This window comes from Streptomyces sp. DSM 120436, from assembly GCF_055778765.1.
The window spans coordinates 3,186,799-3,202,995 of the sequence record NZ_JBSKBS010000001.1 but is presented as its reverse complement, the minus strand read 5'-3'; the positions used below and the strand labels follow the sequence as shown (position 1 = coordinate 3,202,995).

The 16,197-nt window shown below is 72.7% G+C and carries 11 protein-coding genes and 1 pseudogene; 3 read left to right on the top strand and 9 right to left on the bottom strand.

Annotation, left to right across the window (positions count from 1 at the left end):
• Positions 1-15 precede the first annotated feature (15 nt).
• Together ACWH4W_RS14530 and ACWH4W_RS14525 are read left to right on the top strand one after the other, a co-directional pair.
• Entirely contained in the window at positions 16-1,689 is a 1,674-nt protein-coding gene (locus ACWH4W_RS14530) for a sensor histidine kinase (RefSeq protein ID WP_473076145.1), read from the top strand.
• 39 nt (positions 1,690-1,728) lie between these two features.
• Positions 1,729-1,950 (top strand): annotated as a pseudogene (locus ACWH4W_RS14525) (hypothetical protein); the annotation flags it as partial.
• Between the two features lie 34 nt (positions 1,951-1,984).
• Here the strand turns inward: ACWH4W_RS14525 and ACWH4W_RS14520 are convergent.
• The 3 genes from ACWH4W_RS14520 to ACWH4W_RS14510 all read right to left on the bottom strand — a co-directional run bounded on the left by ACWH4W_RS14520 (position 1,985) and on the right by ACWH4W_RS14510 (position 6,320).
• The gene (locus tag ACWH4W_RS14520; RefSeq protein ID WP_473076144.1) at positions 1,985-3,577 is read right to left on the bottom strand and encodes a solute symporter family protein; all 1,593 of its coding nucleotides are present in this window, start codon (positions 3,575-3,577) and stop codon (positions 1,985-1,987) included.
• Entirely contained in the window at positions 3,574-4,035 is a 462-nt protein-coding gene (locus ACWH4W_RS14515; RefSeq protein ID WP_473076143.1) for a DUF485 domain-containing protein, read from the bottom strand. The genes ACWH4W_RS14520 and ACWH4W_RS14515 overlap by 4 nt, the downstream gene beginning before the upstream one ends.
• 158 nt (positions 4,036-4,193) lie before the next feature.
• Complete coding sequence (locus ACWH4W_RS14510) at positions 4,194-6,320, bottom strand: DNA gyrase/topoisomerase IV subunit B (protein WP_473076142.1); 2,127 nt, start codon at positions 6,318-6,320, stop codon at positions 4,194-4,196.
• A gap of 438 nt (positions 6,321-6,758) precedes the next feature.
• Between ACWH4W_RS14510 and ACWH4W_RS14505 the strand changes: the two genes are divergently transcribed.
• Positions 6,759-6,986, top strand: a complete 228-nt coding sequence (locus ACWH4W_RS14505; protein WP_048456232.1) for a DUF7455 domain-containing protein — start codon at positions 6,759-6,761, stop codon at positions 6,984-6,986.
• Between the two features lie 596 nt (positions 6,987-7,582).
• On the opposite strand, the gene ACWH4W_RS14500 is transcribed toward ACWH4W_RS14505, so the two are convergent.
• The 6 genes from ACWH4W_RS14500 to ACWH4W_RS14475 form a co-directional block, all read right to left on the bottom strand.
• On the bottom strand, positions 7,583-8,425 hold the full coding sequence (locus ACWH4W_RS14500; RefSeq protein WP_473076141.1) for a S1 family peptidase: 843 nt from the start codon (positions 8,423-8,425) through the stop codon (positions 7,583-7,585).
• A 168-nt stretch (positions 8,426-8,593) separates the two neighbouring features.
• Positions 8,594-10,126, bottom strand: coding sequence for an RNA polymerase sigma factor (locus tag ACWH4W_RS14495; protein WP_473076140.1), 1,533 nt, complete (start codon positions 10,124-10,126; stop codon positions 8,594-8,596).
• Between the two features lie 429 nt (positions 10,127-10,555).
• Complete coding sequence (locus ACWH4W_RS14490) at positions 10,556-11,437, bottom strand: FadR/GntR family transcriptional regulator (protein WP_473076139.1); 882 nt, start codon at positions 11,435-11,437, stop codon at positions 10,556-10,558.
• Positions 11,438-11,600: 163 nt separating this feature from the next.
• Positions 11,601-13,484 carry an ABC transporter ATP-binding protein gene (locus tag ACWH4W_RS14485; RefSeq protein ID WP_473076138.1) on the bottom strand — a complete coding sequence of 628 codons (1,884 nt, stop codon included), beginning with the start codon at positions 13,482-13,484 and terminating at the stop codon, positions 11,601-11,603.
• Between the two features lie 107 nt (positions 13,485-13,591).
• Positions 13,592-14,350, bottom strand: coding sequence for an NUDIX hydrolase (locus tag ACWH4W_RS14480; RefSeq protein WP_473076137.1), 759 nt, complete (start codon positions 14,348-14,350; stop codon positions 13,592-13,594).
• Positions 14,351-14,436: 86 nt separating this feature from the next.
• A complete protein-coding gene (locus ACWH4W_RS14475) occupies positions 14,437-16,071 on the bottom strand; it encodes a DUF4192 domain-containing protein (RefSeq protein ID WP_473076136.1) in 1,635 nt (544 codons plus the stop codon).
• Between the last annotated feature and the right edge of the window lie 126 nt (positions 16,072-16,197).

Genomic DNA, 16,197 nt, shown 5'->3' with positions numbered 1-16,197 from the left:
GCGTACCGTCGGGGCATGCCCCCCACAGCTTCCGCTCGCCGTCCGCGCCTCGGCCTGCCGCGGCGGGTGTTCTCCCAGGTCCTGTTGATGCAGGTGGCGATCGCCGCCGGCGTCGCGGTGCTGGCGACGGGGCTGTTCCTCGCGCCGCTCGGTGAACAGCTGGACGACCAGGCGATGCGCCGCGCTCTCGCGATCGCGCAGACCACGGCGCAGCAGCCGCAGACGGCCGAGGACCTGCGCGCCACGGAGCCCACGCCCGACGGGCCGGTGCAGCGGGGGGCGGAGCGGATCCGGCGGGCCACCGGCGCGGAGTACGTGGTGGTGCTGGACCGGCGGGGCGTGCGCTGGTCGCACACCGACCCGGAGCGGATCGGCGCAGTGGTGTCGACCGACCCCGGTGCGGCGCTGGCCGGCCGCGAGGTCATGGAGATCGACGAGGGCACCCTGGGGCGTACCGCGCGGGGCAAGGTCCCGTTGCGGGACGCGGACGGGCAGGTCGTCGGCGCGGTCTCGGTCGGCATCGCCTACGACAGCGTCCGCGCGCGGCTGGTCCACGCCGTTCCTGGGCTCCTCGCGTACGCGGGCGGCGCCCTCGCGGTGGGTGCGCTGGCGGCCTGGCTGATCTCCCGGCGGGTACAGCGGCAGACGCGTGACCTGGCCTTCTCCGACATCGCCGCACTGCTCGCGGAGCGCGAGGCGATGCTGCACGGCATCCGGGAGGGCGTCGTGGCCCTGGACCGCGACGGGCGCATCCGGCTGCTGAACGACGAGGCGCAGCGGCTGCTGGGCGTCGGCGAGGAGGCCGTCGGCCGCTCGCCCGACGCCTCGCTGGGCACGGGCCGGACCGCCGACGTGCTGGCGGGGCGGGTGAGCGGCACCGATCTGCTCACCGTCCGCGGGCAGCGGGTGCTGGTCGCGAACCGTATGCCGACCGACGACGGCGGCGCGGTGGCCACCCTGCGCGACCGGACCGAGCTGGACCGGCTGGGCCGGGAGCTCGACTCCACGCGCGGGCTGATCGACGCGCTGCGCGCCCAGGACCACGAGCACGCGAACCGCATGCACACCCTGCTGGGCCTGCTGGAGCTGGGAATGTACGAGGACGCGGTGGAGTTCGTCGGCGACGTGGTGGGCGACCACCGGGCCACGTCGGAGCAGGTCACGGAGAGGATCCGGGACCCGCTGCTGGCGGCGCTGCTGGTGGGCAAGGCGACGGTGGCGGCCGAGCGCGGAGCGGCGCTGCGGCTGTCGGACCGCTCCCGGCTGCCGGACCGGCTGGTCGACCCGCGCGGGCTGGTGACCGTCGTGGGGAACCTGGTGGACAACGCCCTGGACGCCGTCGCGGGCGCGTCCGACGCGCGCGTGGAGGTCGAGCTGCGCGCCGAGGGCCGTACGGCGGTGCTCGTGGTGCGGGACACCGGCCCCGGCGTGCCGCCCGAGCGGCGGGAGCTGGTCTTCGCCGAGGGCTGGTCCACCAAGGAGCCGTCCGGCCATCGCGAGCGCGGCATCGGGCTGCCGCTGGTACGCCGGCTCGCGCACCGGCAGGGAGGCGACGCACGCGTGGGCGAGGCGCCGGGCGGAGGCGCCGAGTTCACCGTCGTCCTGCCGGAGGCGCTGGCCGAGCCGGAACCGCCGGCCACCCCCGCGGGCGCCCCGGCACTGCCCTCGGGACCCGGAAAGGCGCGGTGATCGAGGTGCTGGTCGTGGACGACGACGTCCGCGGGGGGGGCGGATCGGCGCGGCCTGCGTCGACAAGGCGCCCGGCTTCCGTGCCGTGTCTCCGGCGCACAGCGCTGTCTGAGGCTCCTGGCGCGCACGGGACGGGCCACGCCGGCCCTGCGGTATGGGGACGCGGGCCGCCCGGGACACCGTCACGTGGGGGCGACCCGCGTCTGGGGCACGGCCCATGGGGGGTGGGGTGGGAACCGTGCCTCCCTCCCGTACGGATGACGGCGCCGTACGTCTCCGGGCGGCCGGGCGTCCGTCAGACCGCGCCCGCGCCTGTCAGCGAGCGCACCTCGGTCTCGGCGTGGCGGGCCCCGTCGGGGGTTTCGGTGGAGGTGACCGTGCCGAGCCAGCCGGCGAGGAAGCCCAGCGGGATGGAGACCAGTCCCGGGTTCTGCAGCGGGAAGAGCTGGAAGTCGGCGCCGGGGAAGAGGGAGTCGGGGCTGCCGGACACCACCGGGGACAGCAGCACCAGCACCACCGCCGGGATCAGGCCGCCGTAGACGGACCACACGGCGCCGCGGGTGGTGAAGCCGCGCCAGAACAGCGAGTAGAGCAGCACGGGCAGGTTCGCGGACGCGGCGACGGCGAAGGCGAGGCCCACCAGGAACGCGACGTTGAGGTCGCGGGCCAGCAGGCCCAGGGCGATCGCGACGACGCCGATGCCGACCGCGGCGACGCGCGCGACGGCGACCTCGCTGCGCTGCTCGCCGCCCGGGCGGCGCAGGGAGGCGTACAGGTCGTGGGCGACGGACGCCGAGGAGGCGAGCGTGATCCCGGCGACCACGGCGAGGATCGTGGCGAAGGCGACCGCGGCGACGAGCGCGAAGAGGACCGTGCCGCCCGTGGTTCCGGCGCCGCCGCCGAGGTCGAGCGCGAGCAGCGGGACAGCCGTGTTGCCCGACGCGTGCGAGGCGCGCACCGCGTCCGGTCCGATGAGCGCGGCGGCGCCGAAGCCGAGCACGATGGTCATCAGGTAGAAGCCGCCGATGAGTCCGATCGCCCAGACCACGGACCGCCGGGCGGCCCGCGCGGTGGGGACGGTGTAGAAGCGGGACAGGATGTGCGGCAGGCCCGCCGTGCCCAGCACCAGGGCGAGTCCGAGGCTGATGAAGTCGAAGCGGGCGGTCCAGTCGCCGCCGTGGGCGAGGCCGGGGGCGAGGAACGCGTCGCCGTGGCCGCTGCGTTCGGCGGCGGTGTGCAGCAGGCGGTCGACGTCCCCGTGGAAGCGCAGCAGGACGAGGACAGTCAGGGTGACGGTGCCGCCGAGCAGCAGGACCGCCTTCACGATCTGGATCCACGTGGTGGCGCGCATGCCGCCGAGCGACACGTAGATCACCATGAGCGCGCCGACGCCGACCACCGTCCACGCCCGTACGGCCTCGCCGGTGCCGCCGAGCAGCAGCGCGACGAGGCTGCCCGCGCCGACCATCTGCGCCACCAGGTACAGCACGGAGACGGCGACGGACGAGGCGCCGGCCGCGATGCGCACCGGCCGCTCCCGCATGCGGGCGGCGACCACGTCGGCGAGCGTGAACCGTCCGCAGTTGCGCACCAGTTCGGCGACCAGGAACAGCACGACCAGCCAGGCCACGAGGAAGCCCACCGAGTAGAGCATCCCGTCGTAGCCGACGAGGGCGATGAGTCCGGAGACGCCGAGGAAGGAGGCGGCCGACAAGTAGTCGCCCGCGATGGCAAAACCGTTCTCCATCGGCGAGAAGAGACGGTTGCCCGCGTAGAACTCCTCGGCGGAGCCCTGACGGTGGCGGCTCACCCAGGTGGTGATGATCAGCGTGACGGCGACGAACGCGCTGAACAGCAGCAGGGCGGTGGTCCGGTGGTCGGTCGTCATGACGCCCCGTCTCTGCCGCGCGCCCTCTCCTGGGTGTCCCAGCGCAGTTCCAGCGCCGCGCGGTCGCGCCGCAGCCGCGCGTGGCGGACGTAGGCCCAGGTGAGCAGGAAGGTGGTGAGGAACTGGCCGAGCCCCGCGAGCATCCCGACGTTCACCGCGCCCGCGACGGGGCGCGCCATCAGCCCGGGGACGGTGGTGGCGGTGACGACGTACGCGACGTACCAGACGAGGAAGACGGCCGCCCCGGGGATCACGAAGCGCCGGTAGCGGCGGCGTACTTCCTGGAAGGCCGCGCTGCGCTGCACCTCGAGGTAGATGTCGGCCGCCGCGGGGACGGCGTCCGGCTCGGGCCGGGCCGGCGGGAGCGCCGTCGCCGCGGCCGTTTCGCCCCAGCCCGAGGCCAGGGCGTCGTACCAGGGATCGTCGTAGGTCACGTCCCCCGCATTGCTTCGCTGCATGCCCCAGGATGGACAGACCGGGAAGTTCCCTGGCTCTTCTTCCCGTTCCGCTTCACCCCATCAGGTGACCGGAGCGTGCAGGCACCTGTGGGAACGGCTGGAGGGGCGCCGTCCCGCCGATGGTCACCGGCGGTCGGCGCCCCTCCGCGCGCGTGCTCCTAGGCGTCGATGCGGGAGCGGTCCAGCGTGGCCGCGGAGCTGGAGATGAACTCCTTGCGCGGGGCGACGTCGTTGCCCATGAGGAGGTCGAAGACCTGCTCGGCGGCCTCGAGGTCGGTGAGGTTGATCCGGCGCAGGGTGCGGTGGCGCGGGTCCATCGTGGTCTCGGCCAGCTGGTCGGCGTCCATCTCGCCGAGACCCTTGTAGCGCTGGATCGAGTCCTTGTACCGGATGCCCTTGCTCTGCAGCTCCATGAGCTTGTCCCGCAGCTCCCGGTCCGAGTACGTGTACACGTACTTGTCCTGGCCCTTCTTGGGCTGGACGATCTCGATCCGGTGCAGCGGCGGCACCGCGGCGAAGACCCGGCCGGCCTCGACCATGGGTCTCATGTAGCGGTGGAACAGGGTCAGGAGCAACGTGCGGATGTGGGAGCCGTCCACATCGGCGTCGGTCATCATGATGATCTTGCCGTAGCGCGCCGCGTCGATGTCGAAGGTCCGGCCCGACCCGGCTCCTATGACCTGGATGATCGCGCCGCACTCGGCGTTCTTGAGCATGTCCGTGACGGACGACTTCTGCACGTTGAGGATCTTGCCGCGGATCGGCAGCAGCGCCTGGAACTCGGAGTTCCGGGCGAGCTTCGCCGTGCCGAGCGCCGAGTCGCCCTCGACGATGAACAGCTCGCTGCGGTCGACGTCGTCGCTGCGGCAGTCGGCGAGCTTGGCGGGCAGCGTGGAGGACTCCAGGGCCGTCTTGCGGCGCTGCGCGTCCTTGTGCTGGCGGGCGGCGATCCGGGTCCGGGCCGCGGCCACCGCCTTCTCCATCACCACGCGGGCCTGCTGGGCGGCGTCCCGCTTGGTGGAGGTCAGGAACGCCTTGAGCTCCTTGGCCACCACGTTGTTCACGATGCGGCGGGCCGCGGAGGTGCCGAGCACCTCCTTGGTCTGCCCTTCGAACTGGGGCTCGGCGAGACGGACCGTGACCACCGCGGTCAGGCCCTCCAGGGCGTCGTCCTTGACGATGTCGTCCTCGGCGACGCGCAGCATCTTCTTGGCCCGCAGGACCTCGTTCATCGTCTTGGCGACGGCCTGCTCGAAGCCCGCGACGTGGGTGCCGCCCTTGGGAGTGGCGATGATGTTGACGAACGACCGCACCGTCGTGTCGTAGCCGGTCCCCCAGCGCAGCGCGATGTCGACGCCGAGCTCGCGGGTGACCTCGGTGGGCGTCATCTGGCCGCGGTCGTCCAGGACGGGGACGGTCTCCTTGAAGGTGCCCTGGCCGCTGAAGCGGAGGGTGTCGCACACCGGCCTGTCGGAGGCCAGGAACTCACAGAACTCGCTGATCCCGCCGTCGAAGCGGAAGGATTCCTCGCCCTTGCTGCCGCCCTCGCCGAGCCCGTACTCGTCGCGGACGACGATGGTGAGGCCGGGCACCAGGAACGCGGTCTGCCGGGCGCGCTGGTGCAGGGTGTCCAGGGCGAGCTTGGCGTCCTTGAGGAAGATCTGGCGGTCGGCCCAGTAGCGCACCCGGGTGCCGCTGCGGGTCTTGGGGATCTTCTTGGTCTTGCGCAGCCCGCTCCCGGGCTCGAACTTCGCGTCCGGGCCCAGGGCGGAGAAGGCGCCGGGGACGCCGCGCCGGAAGCTGATCGCGTGGGTGTGGCCCCCGCGGTCCACCTCCACGTCGAGCCGCGCGGAGAGCGCGTTGACCACGGAGGCGCCGACGCCGTGCAGACCGCCGGAGGCCGCGTAGGAGCCGCCGCCGAACTTTCCGCCGGCGTGCAGCTTGGTCATGACGACCTCGACGCCGGAGAGGCCGGTCTTGGGCTCGACGTCGACCGGGATGCCGCGGCCGTTGTCCTTGACCTCCACCGAGCCGTCGTCGTGGAGCACGACCTCGATGTGGTCGCAGTAGCCGCCGAGGGCCTCGTCCACGGCGTTGTCGATGATCTCCCAGAGGCAGTGCATCAGGCCACGGCTGTCCGTGGACCCGATGTACATGCCGGGGCGCTTGCGCACGGCCTCGAGCCCCTCGAGGACGAGCAGGTGCCGCGCGGTGTAGTTGGAACCGTCCCGGTCTGCTCCTGCCAGCAGCGCTGTGGACGACGGCACGGACGTCTCGGCGGTCACGCGGTTCGCTCCTCGCTGAATTTCAGATGGGGCCCTCGTGGGTAAGGGCGCGGCTTGGGTCACCGGTGAGAGGGTACCGAGGCCTGGTAGAGCCGTTGTCACGCCACCCTCGTCTCGGTCCCAGCCTAGTCGAGAGTCGCATAAGCGTTCGATCCTTCGATGGAGTGAAGCACACATCACGTTCCCATCGAGGCATGAACCATTTAGGCTCCGGGCACGTCCTCATGAACAACCGGCAACCCAGCCGGGAGGGCCGACCACCGATACCACGCGAATCCGTACGACACAGAGACACGCACTACGGCACATTCGCCGCCAACCGGCAACAGCCGGCCGCCTCGAAGATTTTTTTGAGGAAAAGCCTCGAGCGGGAACGTTTTGGGGCTGGTTGGATGTTGACCCTGGTACGACAGCTCGTCGAGCTAGAGAAGAGGCGACGTGACTACTGTTCTGACCCCCGCGAGCCCGCTGACGGCCGCCGATCGCTGCGACCGCTGCGGCGCCCAGGCTTACCTGCGCGTCGTCCTGCTGAGCGGTGGAGAACTGCTCTTCTGCGCCCACCACGGTCGCAAGTTCGAGCCGGAACTCAAGAAGATCGCCGCTGAGATACAGGACGAGACGGAGCGGCTGACCGCTCCGAAGGCCACTCCTGACGAGGAGCGCTGACACTTCGCGTCCGACGACGAGCAGCCAGCCCGGCACAGGCCGGCGAACGGGCGGCGTCCTCCCCCGCGGAGGACGCCGCCCGTCTGCGTGTACACGGGTACACGGGTACGAGGCCGCTGGGCGGGCCCGGTACGGGTGTCATACGCGGGCGCGTGTGCGGGTGCCCGACACGGGCGCGTGTGCGGCGGCTCGGACGGGCGGGCGCGCCCGTGGCGCCGGCGGGGCGCGTCCTGGAGCCCTCAGGTGACCTGACCTGCGGTCGCGCCGCAGCAGAACGCCCGAGCGGCCGTGCCCGGGGCCCGGCCGGCAGGGCGCGTCGCGGTAAGGTGCCGTGACGCGCTGCACCCCCTGGGGCCTGACCGGCAGCTCGCGCCGCGGAAGACGCCGGGAACTGCTGCGCCTCCCTTGGGTGCGTGTCCCTCGGGCTCCGACTCCGGGCGCCCGGTGCGTCAGGCCCGTACCAGCACGGTGGAGCTCAGAACTCCGCAATCGCTGCTCACACGCCCCGCACCGGTTCCACCTGGGGTTCTTTGGCGGACCCGACCTGTTCAAGCCGTCACAGCGTCCCTCACCGCCCGGCTCAGCCCCGTGGGGTCTCAGCCGTGCGAGGCAGCGGGCCACCCCAGTGTGCGCAGGACGTCCGAGATGCGGGTGTAGACCCCCGGGCTGCCCGCCCAGCCGCAGCCCGCGCCCCAGGAGACCAGGCCTATGAGCCGCCCCTGGGCGACCAGCGGCCCCCCGCTGTCGCCCTGGCAGGCGTCCCGACCCCCGGCGATCTCACCCGCGCACAGCATCGTCTCGGCGCGGTAGGCGCCGTGGGAACCCCCCGGGTAGGCCTTCTCGCACAGCGCGTCGGGCTGCACCCGCACCCGCGCCGCGTGGAGGCTGCCGGTGTAGCCGCCGGAGCCCGTGGTGTCCCCCCAGCCGTAGACCGTGGCGGCCGTGCCCGCACGATAGGCCGGGTCGCCCGCCCCGGCCATGCCTATGACCGAGGCCGCGGGGAGCGGCTCGGCCAGGCTGAGCACGGCGAAATCACCGGAGTTGGTGACGCCGTCGTAGTGCGGGTTCACCCAGACCTTCCGTACGGCGACCTCCTGGCCGCTCTCCGAGAGCAGCTCGGTACGCCCCGCTATCACCCTGAGGTCGGGCACCCGCTCCGGCGAGGCGCCGAGCACCTCCGGGTCCATGCAGTGGGCGGCGGTGAGCACGGTGGTCCGGCCGACCGCCACACCCCCGCAGAACTGCCCCGCCCGCGTACCGCCGAACCGGTCACGGCTGGAGAGGGCCACGGTGTACGGGCTCTGTGACACATCGACGGGGAAACCACCGACGACGATGCTGCCGGCGGCCCCCGGAGCGGCCGAGGCCAGTGGTATGACGGTCCCGGCGGCCACGAGGGCCAGCGGCCGGGCCAGGGCCCTGGCAAGTCGACGTCGCATGCACACTCCTCACACTGGGGTGCTCCTTGACAACCCACAGTGAGGGAAGCGCTCCGCGCCCGCACCCGCGCGGCGGGCGCGGCAACGTGAAAGCCCGGCCCCCTGGAGCGGGGGCCGGGCTTTCACGGACGGCGGCGCAGGACGGGTCCCCGGGCCGGGGCGACCGGTCTAGTCGAGGTAGTCGCGCAGCACCTGCGAACGCGACGGGTGGCGCAGCTTCGACATGGTCTTGGACTCGATCTGGCGGATGCGCTCACGCGTGACGCCGTACACCTTGCCGATCTCGTCGAGGGTCTTCGGCTGACCGTCGGTGAGACCGAACCGCATCGAGACGACGCCCGCCTCGCGCTCCGACAGGGTGTCGAGCACGGAGTGCAGCTGCTCCTGCAGCAGCGTGAAGCTGACGGCGTCGGCCGGGACGACGGCCTCGGAGTCCTCGATGAGGTCACCGAACTCGCTGTCGCCGTCCTCGCCCAGCGGGGTGTGCAGGGAGATGGGCTCGCGGCCGTACTTCTGGACCTCGATGACCTTCTCCGGGGTCATGTCGAGCTCCTTGGCCAGCTCCTCCGGGGTGGGCTCGCGGCCCAGGTCCTGGAGCATCTGGCGCTGCACGCGCGCGAGCTTGTTGATGACCTCCACCATGTGCACCGGGATGCGGATGGTGCGGGCCTGGTCGGCCATGGCGCGGGTGATCGCCTGACGGATCCACCAGGTGGCGTACGTGGAGAACTTGTAGCCCTTGGTGTAGTCGAACTTCTCGACCGCGCGGATCAGACCGAGGTTGCCCTCCTGGATGAGGTCCAGGAAGAGCATGCCGCGGCCGGTGTAGCGCTTGGCCAGGGAGACGACCAGCCGGAGGTTGGCCTCCAGCAGGTGGTTCTTGGCCCGGCGGCCGTCCTCCGCGATGATCTCCAGCTCGCGCTTGAGCTTGGGCGCCAGCTTGTCGGAGTTCGCCAGCTTGTCCTCGGCGAACAGGCCCGCCTCGATGCGCTTGGCCAGCTCGACCTCCTGCTCGGCGTTGAGCAGGGGGACCTTGCCGATCTGCTTGAGGTAGTCCTTGACCGGGTCGGCGGTGGCGCCGGCGGCGGCGACCTGCTGGGCCGGCGCGTCATCCTCGTCCTCGTCGGAGAGCACGAAGCCGGCGTTCTCGGCGCCCTCGGGCTCGTCCGCCGCGGCCTTGGTCTCCTCGAGGACCTCCTCGTCGACCAGCTCGGCGTCGTCCTTCTTGGCCGTGGTCTTCTTGGCGGCGGTCTTCTTGGCCGTGGTCTTCTTCGCCGCCGTCTTCTTGGCGGTGGTCTTCTTGGCGGCGGCCTTCTTGGCGGGCGCCGCCTCCTCCTCGGCGGCTGCGTCGGCGGCCGGGGCCGCGGACGCGGCGGCGGTGGCCTTCCGCGGGGTCGCCGTCTTGGCCGCCACGGTCTTGGTGGCGGTGCGCTTGGCGGGGCTCTTCGCTGCGACGCTCTTGCGGGTGCGCTTGGGCTCTGCGGCACTGACCATCAGCGTCACACCCTCTTCCTCGAGGATCTGGTTGAGGCTGCGCAGTACGTTCTTCCACTGAGTGGCCGGAATCTGGTCAGCTTCGAAGGCCCGACGCACGTCATCGCCGGCGATCTGCCCCTCAGCCTTTCCCCGCTCGATGAGCGCCATGACAGAGACGGACTCGGCGATCTCCGGCGGGAGCGTACGGGATGTGCTGGCCGACACGAACAACCTCTCGGAACGTTGGAAAACGGCTTCCGGCCCCGTCCACAGTGGACAGGGGCCGACCGCCGGCTTGGGGATGGGCCGACGGCGCGGGCGGGGGCCGGGAAGATGCACAGCGCCGTGAACGGCGTCCGTATTCCCTCCGCGGCTGTCACCTCTTAGGTCATCGCGTTCTTCCCAGGAGCGTTACGCCCATTCCACGTGGCCCGAGTCACACCCCGTAACCAGTCAAAACCTGTCACATGAGGACAGAAGTGTGCACCAGGGGCGAGGAGGTCGTCTCCTCCGGGAACCTCGGTGAGTCCTTCGTACCGTCGGACCCTGCGGAACCGTCGACGGTTCCACAGGGTCCCACGGGGGGCGGCTCACGGACGCGGCGCTGCCACAGGAGGGGGATGGCAGGCCGGCCGCGCCGCCGGGGTGACGCGGTCAGTGCTCGCGCGGCGCGGGCACCACGCGCTCCACCTCGGGGTGGACCGTGAGAAGCTGCCGCATGGCCGCTTCGGCCGCCGGGCCGTCGCCGCCGGCGAGGGCGTCGACGATCCGGGCGTGGTGGGCCAGCGAGGTCTCGGTCGGCCGCTCACAGCCGGTGACCGGGCTGCCGGACACCTGGAGCGCGGCGCACACGATCCCGGACAGGTGCTCCAGCATGCGGTTGCCGGCGACCTGGATGAGCAGCGAGTGGAACTCGGAGTCGGCCCGGGCGAAGGTCAGCGCGTCGCCCTGTCCGAGGGCGTGCCCCATGATCTCCACCATGTCGGTCAGGCGCTGCTGGACGTCCTCCCGGCCGTGCCCGGCCGCCAGACGCGCGGCGAGCGGCTCGATCGTCCAGCGCAGCTCGCTCAGCTCCCGGCGCTGGTCGTCACGCTGCGGTCCGTAGGCCCGCCACTCGATGATGTCCGGATCCAGGAGATTCCAGTCGCTGACCGGGCGCACCCGCGTGCCCACGTTCGGCCGGGCACTGACCAGGCCCTTGGCCTCGAGGACGCGGAGCGACTCGCGGACGACGGTGCGGGACACCTCGAAACGCTGACCGATCTCCTCGGGCACCAGCGGACGGTCGGCGCCCAGGTCACCGGAAACGATCATCTGTCCCAGCTGCTGGACGAGCTGTCCGTGCAGCCCGCGTCCGCGGCTGCCCGCGGTCCGCCGGACCGCACGGCCCAGCTCCGGATCCGCCCCTTCCCACACAGGGCCCCGCTCGGCGCCTGGCGCCTCCGCGTAGGGGTAGCGGTCGAGTTCGCCCGGGGTCGCGAGGCCGGATTCGGCGGAGCGGGCGGCGGTCATCATGGTGTGCGCAAGGGTACTCACGCATCCTTTGTCGGCGTCGGCTCCAACTCCCTTGAGGTCTTTGGTGAAAAGCACACGAAAGGGTGATCGCCCACCCCGTCGCAATTGACGCCTTATCGGAAAGAGGCGAGCTTTTCAGGGGGAGTTGTGATCAAAAAAAGACTGAAGCGTGCACACTCGGTCGTCATCGGACTCGGCCGCGCAGCCCGGTGAACGCGTACGCGCACAGGAGCGCCAGCACCGACAACGCCATGGCCCCGCCCACCGGTTGGGCGACCAGCCGCAGCACCGCCTCCAGGTGCTGCTCGCCCCCGAAGGGCCACCGCAGCGGCAGTCCGTCGCGCACCCGCCCGGCGAACGGCTCCGGACCGCGCACCGACGGGCCGCCCGTCGCCTTGTGCACGGCGGGTACGACGAGGAGGGGCACGGCGACGACCGCGGCGAGCCCGGCGGTGGCGGACCGGAAGACGCCCGCGGCCAGCACCCCGGCCCAGGCACAGCCCGTGACCAGGGCGAGCCACCCGGCGGTGAGCGCGGGCCAGTCCGCCGGCACCGCGACGAGTTCGCTTCCGTGGACGAGGTAGAGCAGTTCGGCGTTGCATCCCACGGTCAGCACGGCCAGCGCCAGCGCGGTGAGCGAGGCGACGAGGAGCTTGGCGGTCAGCAGACCGAGCCTCCGGGGGACCGTGCCGCGGTCCGCCGCGAGCGCGGGGTGGCGGAACTCGTCGCCGAACGCCAGCGCTCCGAGCAGCCCCGCCCCGAGCGCGGCGGGCGGCAGCGGCAACTCCACGGGCCAGGCGGCCAGCAGCCGCGGCTGCGGGGTGTGACCGATACGGGCCAGCAGTACGGCGGTGAGCGCCGAAACGGCGAGCACGCAGGCCGCTACGACGTAGCCCGTGGCCACACCGGTGGCCCGCCGGATCTCGTAACGGACGGGCCGCAGGGGGGTGGGGGCGGGTCGGACGAGGACGGGGGGCGGGAGGGTGACCGAGGTGGGGCGCGGGGTGCTGGGGCGTGGTGGGGGTGCTGCCAGGGGGGCGTCGTCGTCGGGTGCGTCCCGGGGCGGCTCGGGCGGGGCCGACGGGTCGGGGACGGTCTCGTGCGCGGGAGCCGCGGGTTCGGACTCGGAGCCGGTCGCTGCCGGGGTCCCGGGCGCGGCTGTCTGCGGGGGGTGCGTGTCCGTACCGGCGCCCGGACCCATGTCGCCGACCTCGTCGGCCAATTGGTGCACGACGATGCCGTGCCGGAACGCCGTCTCCCCCACCTCGGCGCAGGTGCTTCCGTAGACGCACAGGCGGTTGCCGCCCTCCTGTACGACCTCGACGGACTTCCGGGTCGAGCGGGCCTGCTGTGCGAGCAGCGCGGACAGACGGGCCGCGTGCGGGCTGCGGACGGCGACGCGGGGGCGCAGACGGGTGCGGGCGAAGTCGGCGGCCCGCTGGTCGGCGACGAGCCGTCCGCCGTCCAACGTGACCACGTGGTCGGCGAACCGCGCCGCCTCCTTGGGGTCGGCCGTGCTGCACAGCACCGTCCCGCCCTGTGCCGCGTGTTCCCGCAGCATGTCGTACAGCCAGCGTTTCTCCCCCACCGCGAGCCCCCGGGCGGGGTCGTCGAGCACGAGCGTGTGCGGGTCCGGCAGGAGGGCGCAGGCCAGCCCCAGGCGGCGGTCCATGCCGCGCGACAGGATGCCGAGCCGTTCGTCGCGCAGGCTCACCAGGCCCACCGCTTCGAGCACTTCGTCGGCGCGACGGACCGGAACGCCCGAGGCCGCGCAGAGCATGCGGAGGTGTCCGCGGACCGAACGGGCGGGGTGCCCCGGCACGTCCCCCAGCAGGACCCCGACCTCGTGGGCGGGGTGCGGGACGCGGTGCAGGGGGCGGCCCCTGAAGTAGGTGATCCCGCGCCCGCGTTGGAGCTCGAGCATGAGTCTCAACGCCGTCGTCTTGCCCGCGCCCGGTGCTCCGAGCAACGCGGTGACGCGGCCCGCGTGCGCCTCGAAGGAGACGTCGTCGACGGCGGGCGGGTGCTCTTTGCGGGGGATGCTGGTCAGTCCGATGGCCTGGATCACCCGATGCAAGATAGCGCGCCATATCGGGTTTTTCGGGCACCACAGGGCTCGTTGCCCCTGGGAGGGACGGGCCGGGGACACGCGTCCCGTGACCGGTCCCTCCCCGGTCAGACCTCGGGGCGCAGCATGGGCGGGTTGAGCAGGGTGGCGCCGCCGGCCCGGAAGAGCTGGGCGGGTCGGCCGCCCTGCCGGGTGGTGGTGCCGCCGGTGGGGACCAGGAAGCCCGGGGTGCCCGTCACCTTGCGGTGGAAGTTGCGCGGGTCGAGCGCCACGCCCCAGACCGCCTCGTAGACCCGGCGCAGCTCCCCGACGGTGAACTCCGGCGGGCAGAACGCCGTCGCGAGCGACGAGTACTCGATCTTGGATCGGGCACGCTCCACCCCGTCCCAGAGGATCTGGGCGTGGTCGAACGCGAGCGGCGCCACCGGCTCGCCTTCCCTGCCGTAACCGCCCTGCTGCAGCAGCTCGTCCACCGGGGCCCAGCGCGCGTTGCTGGCGTCGCCGCCCGCCCGTGGCGCCGGCAGGTCGGGAGCGAGCGCGAGGTGGGCGACGCTCACGACCCGCATGCGGGGGTCACGCTCGGGGTCACCGTACGTGGCCAACTGCTCGAGGTGGGCGCCGTGGTTCTGGGCGGGGACGGACGGATCGTGCACCCGCAGCCCCGTCTCCTCTGCCAGCTCCCGCGCCGCCGCCTGCGCCAGGTCCTCGTCGGCCCGGACGAAGCCGCCGGGGAGTGCCCAGCGCCCCTGGAACGGGGGCTCACCCCTGCGCACCGCCAGCGCGCACAGGGCATGACGCCGCACGGTGAGCACGACCAGGTCCACGGTGACGGCGAAAGGCGGGAAAGCTGACGGGTCGTAGGACATGCGGCGATCATAGTCGTCTCCCTGACGATAAACACTCCCTTCGCCGGCCCGGCCGTCGGCCGGACACCCCCTCTACGTGGATCCCGTCACTCCTCCGCATCCCCTGCGTGTGGCGCGGAGTGCGCGCCGTCCTGGCGGTGTCCGCGTCGGCTCGTGCCGCCGGGGCGGGCCACGCCGGGGCGGGTCACCCCTCGCCTACTCCCTCGCGGGTCCGGGCCGCCGCGGTGCGCGGCGCCTTCGGGGCGGGGCCCGCCGGGCGCCATCCGCGGGCGCGGCAGCCGTCCGGCCGCGGTGGTCCCACGGTGCGTCGGCCGGCCCGTGCGGCCGGCGGTCCGCATCCGGCGCCTTCGAGGGGCGGGCTCCGCGTCCTGATCGGAGGCCTCGCCCGCCTCCGCCGAGCGGGGATCCGCGCTCTCGTCCACGGGCCGCGCCTCGCCCCCTCCCTCGCCCTCACCCCGCAGGCAGCGGCGGATCGACTCCGGGTCGAGCCCTTCGTTGCACGCCTGGTGCAGCAGCCGGGCGAAGAGATAGTCCGGGTCGGCCCCGAGGGCCATGGCGAGCGCCTCCCGGGCTTCCAGTTCGTCACCGGTGGACCAGGCGACCCATCCGGCGAGGGTGAGGGGCGCGGCGGCGTACTCGCCGTACGGGCCGACGCAGCGGCGTGCCAGGGTCCGCCACAGGCGCAGCGCGGGGTCCGCCTCGTCGCCCTCCATCCACGCGGCGGCGCGGTCGCGGGTCGTGCGGTCCTGGAGGCCGAGGAGCACCGTGGCCGCCTCGTCGAACCCGATCAGTTCGTCGTCCCGCAGGTCCGCCGGGAGCGTGCCGGGGACGGGCGGGGCGTCGGCGAGGCGGCGCACGAGGCGCCCGGCCAGCTCCATCGTCTCGTCGGCGACGTCCCTCCGTGCCCGTTCGTCGACGATCCGGGGCAGCAGCTTCAGCCCGGCTTCGTCCAGTGCGCGGCACTGGTCGTGGGCGGCGGAGGTCTGCCAGGGCTGGAGGCGGGCATGCAGTTCACGGAGGGAGCCGCGGACCTGGAGCCCGGCGTAGGCGGCTGCGGCGGCCAGCACGGACGTGCCGGGCAGACCCATCGGTGTTCCCTCGGCAGGGCAGCAGGTCCGGTCGTCGCAGCAGTACGACCAGAAGCGGCCGTCGGAGACGCAGAGGGCTTCGACCACCGGGACGTCGAGGGCTCCGCACTCCAGTCGCAGGGCGTGGGCCAGCGGTCCGAGGCGCTCCTTGACCTGTCGGCCGGTCTCGCCCCGTCCCGGTTCCTGGCACAGGAACACGACCATCTGCCCGGGCCGGGCACCCCGGCGCTCGCAGCCGGCCACCAGGCCCTGGGCGAGCTGCCGGGCGGCGGAGGGCCAGTCGCCCGCGTCGGCGGGGATGCCGAGCCGGGCCCGGCCGCCGAACCTGCCCCGTCCGCCCGTGTCGTGCAGGGACACGAGCACGATGCTGTCCTCCGGGCGGTACCCGAGCAGGTAGGGCACGGCGTCGGCGAGCTCGGCCGGGGTGCGCAGGGTCACCTGCTGCGGATCGCCGTGGCTCTCGTACGCGGTGCAGGACGGGTCCGCCGGGAGCGGGGGGCGGTCCGTCCCGCTCTCCGGCACGGGTGTTCCGGTGCGGGCCGCGTCCCACCGTGGCTCCGCTTCGCCGTGTCCGCCCGGGATCGGGATGTCGCTGTTCTCGGAGGGACCGGTCGTCCCGCTGTGGTTCGTCATGCCGAGACCCTCTCGCAGATTGCGACATTCCGGTTTTCCTGTGGACAAGTCGGATCAGGTCCATGTCACTGCCGTCGCCGCCGGCCGTCCTCTGTCCACAGGCCACGCCCGATGTCGGCGCCGTCC

Coding starts and splice junctions, on each gene's coding strand:
- ACWH4W_RS14530 (WP_473076145.1), top strand. CDS start 16: ATGCCCCCCACAGCTTCCGCTCGCCGTCCGCGCCTCGGCCTGCCGCGG.
- ACWH4W_RS14520 (WP_473076144.1), bottom strand. CDS start 3,577: ATGACGACCGACCACCGGACCACCGCCCTGCTGCTGTTCAGCGCGTTC.
- ACWH4W_RS14515 (WP_473076143.1), bottom strand. CDS start 4,035: ATGCAGCGAAGCAATGCGGGGGACGTGACCTACGACGATCCCTGGTAC.
- ACWH4W_RS14500 (WP_473076141.1), bottom strand. CDS start 8,425: ATGCGACGTCGACTTGCCAGGGCCCTGGCCCGGCCGCTGGCCCTCGTG.
- ACWH4W_RS14480 (WP_473076137.1), bottom strand. CDS start 14,350: ATGTCCTACGACCCGTCAGCTTTCCCGCCTTTCGCCGTCACCGTGGAC.
- ACWH4W_RS14475 (WP_473076136.1), bottom strand. CDS start 16,071: ATGACGAACCACAGCGGGACGACCGGTCCCTCCGAGAACAGCGACATC.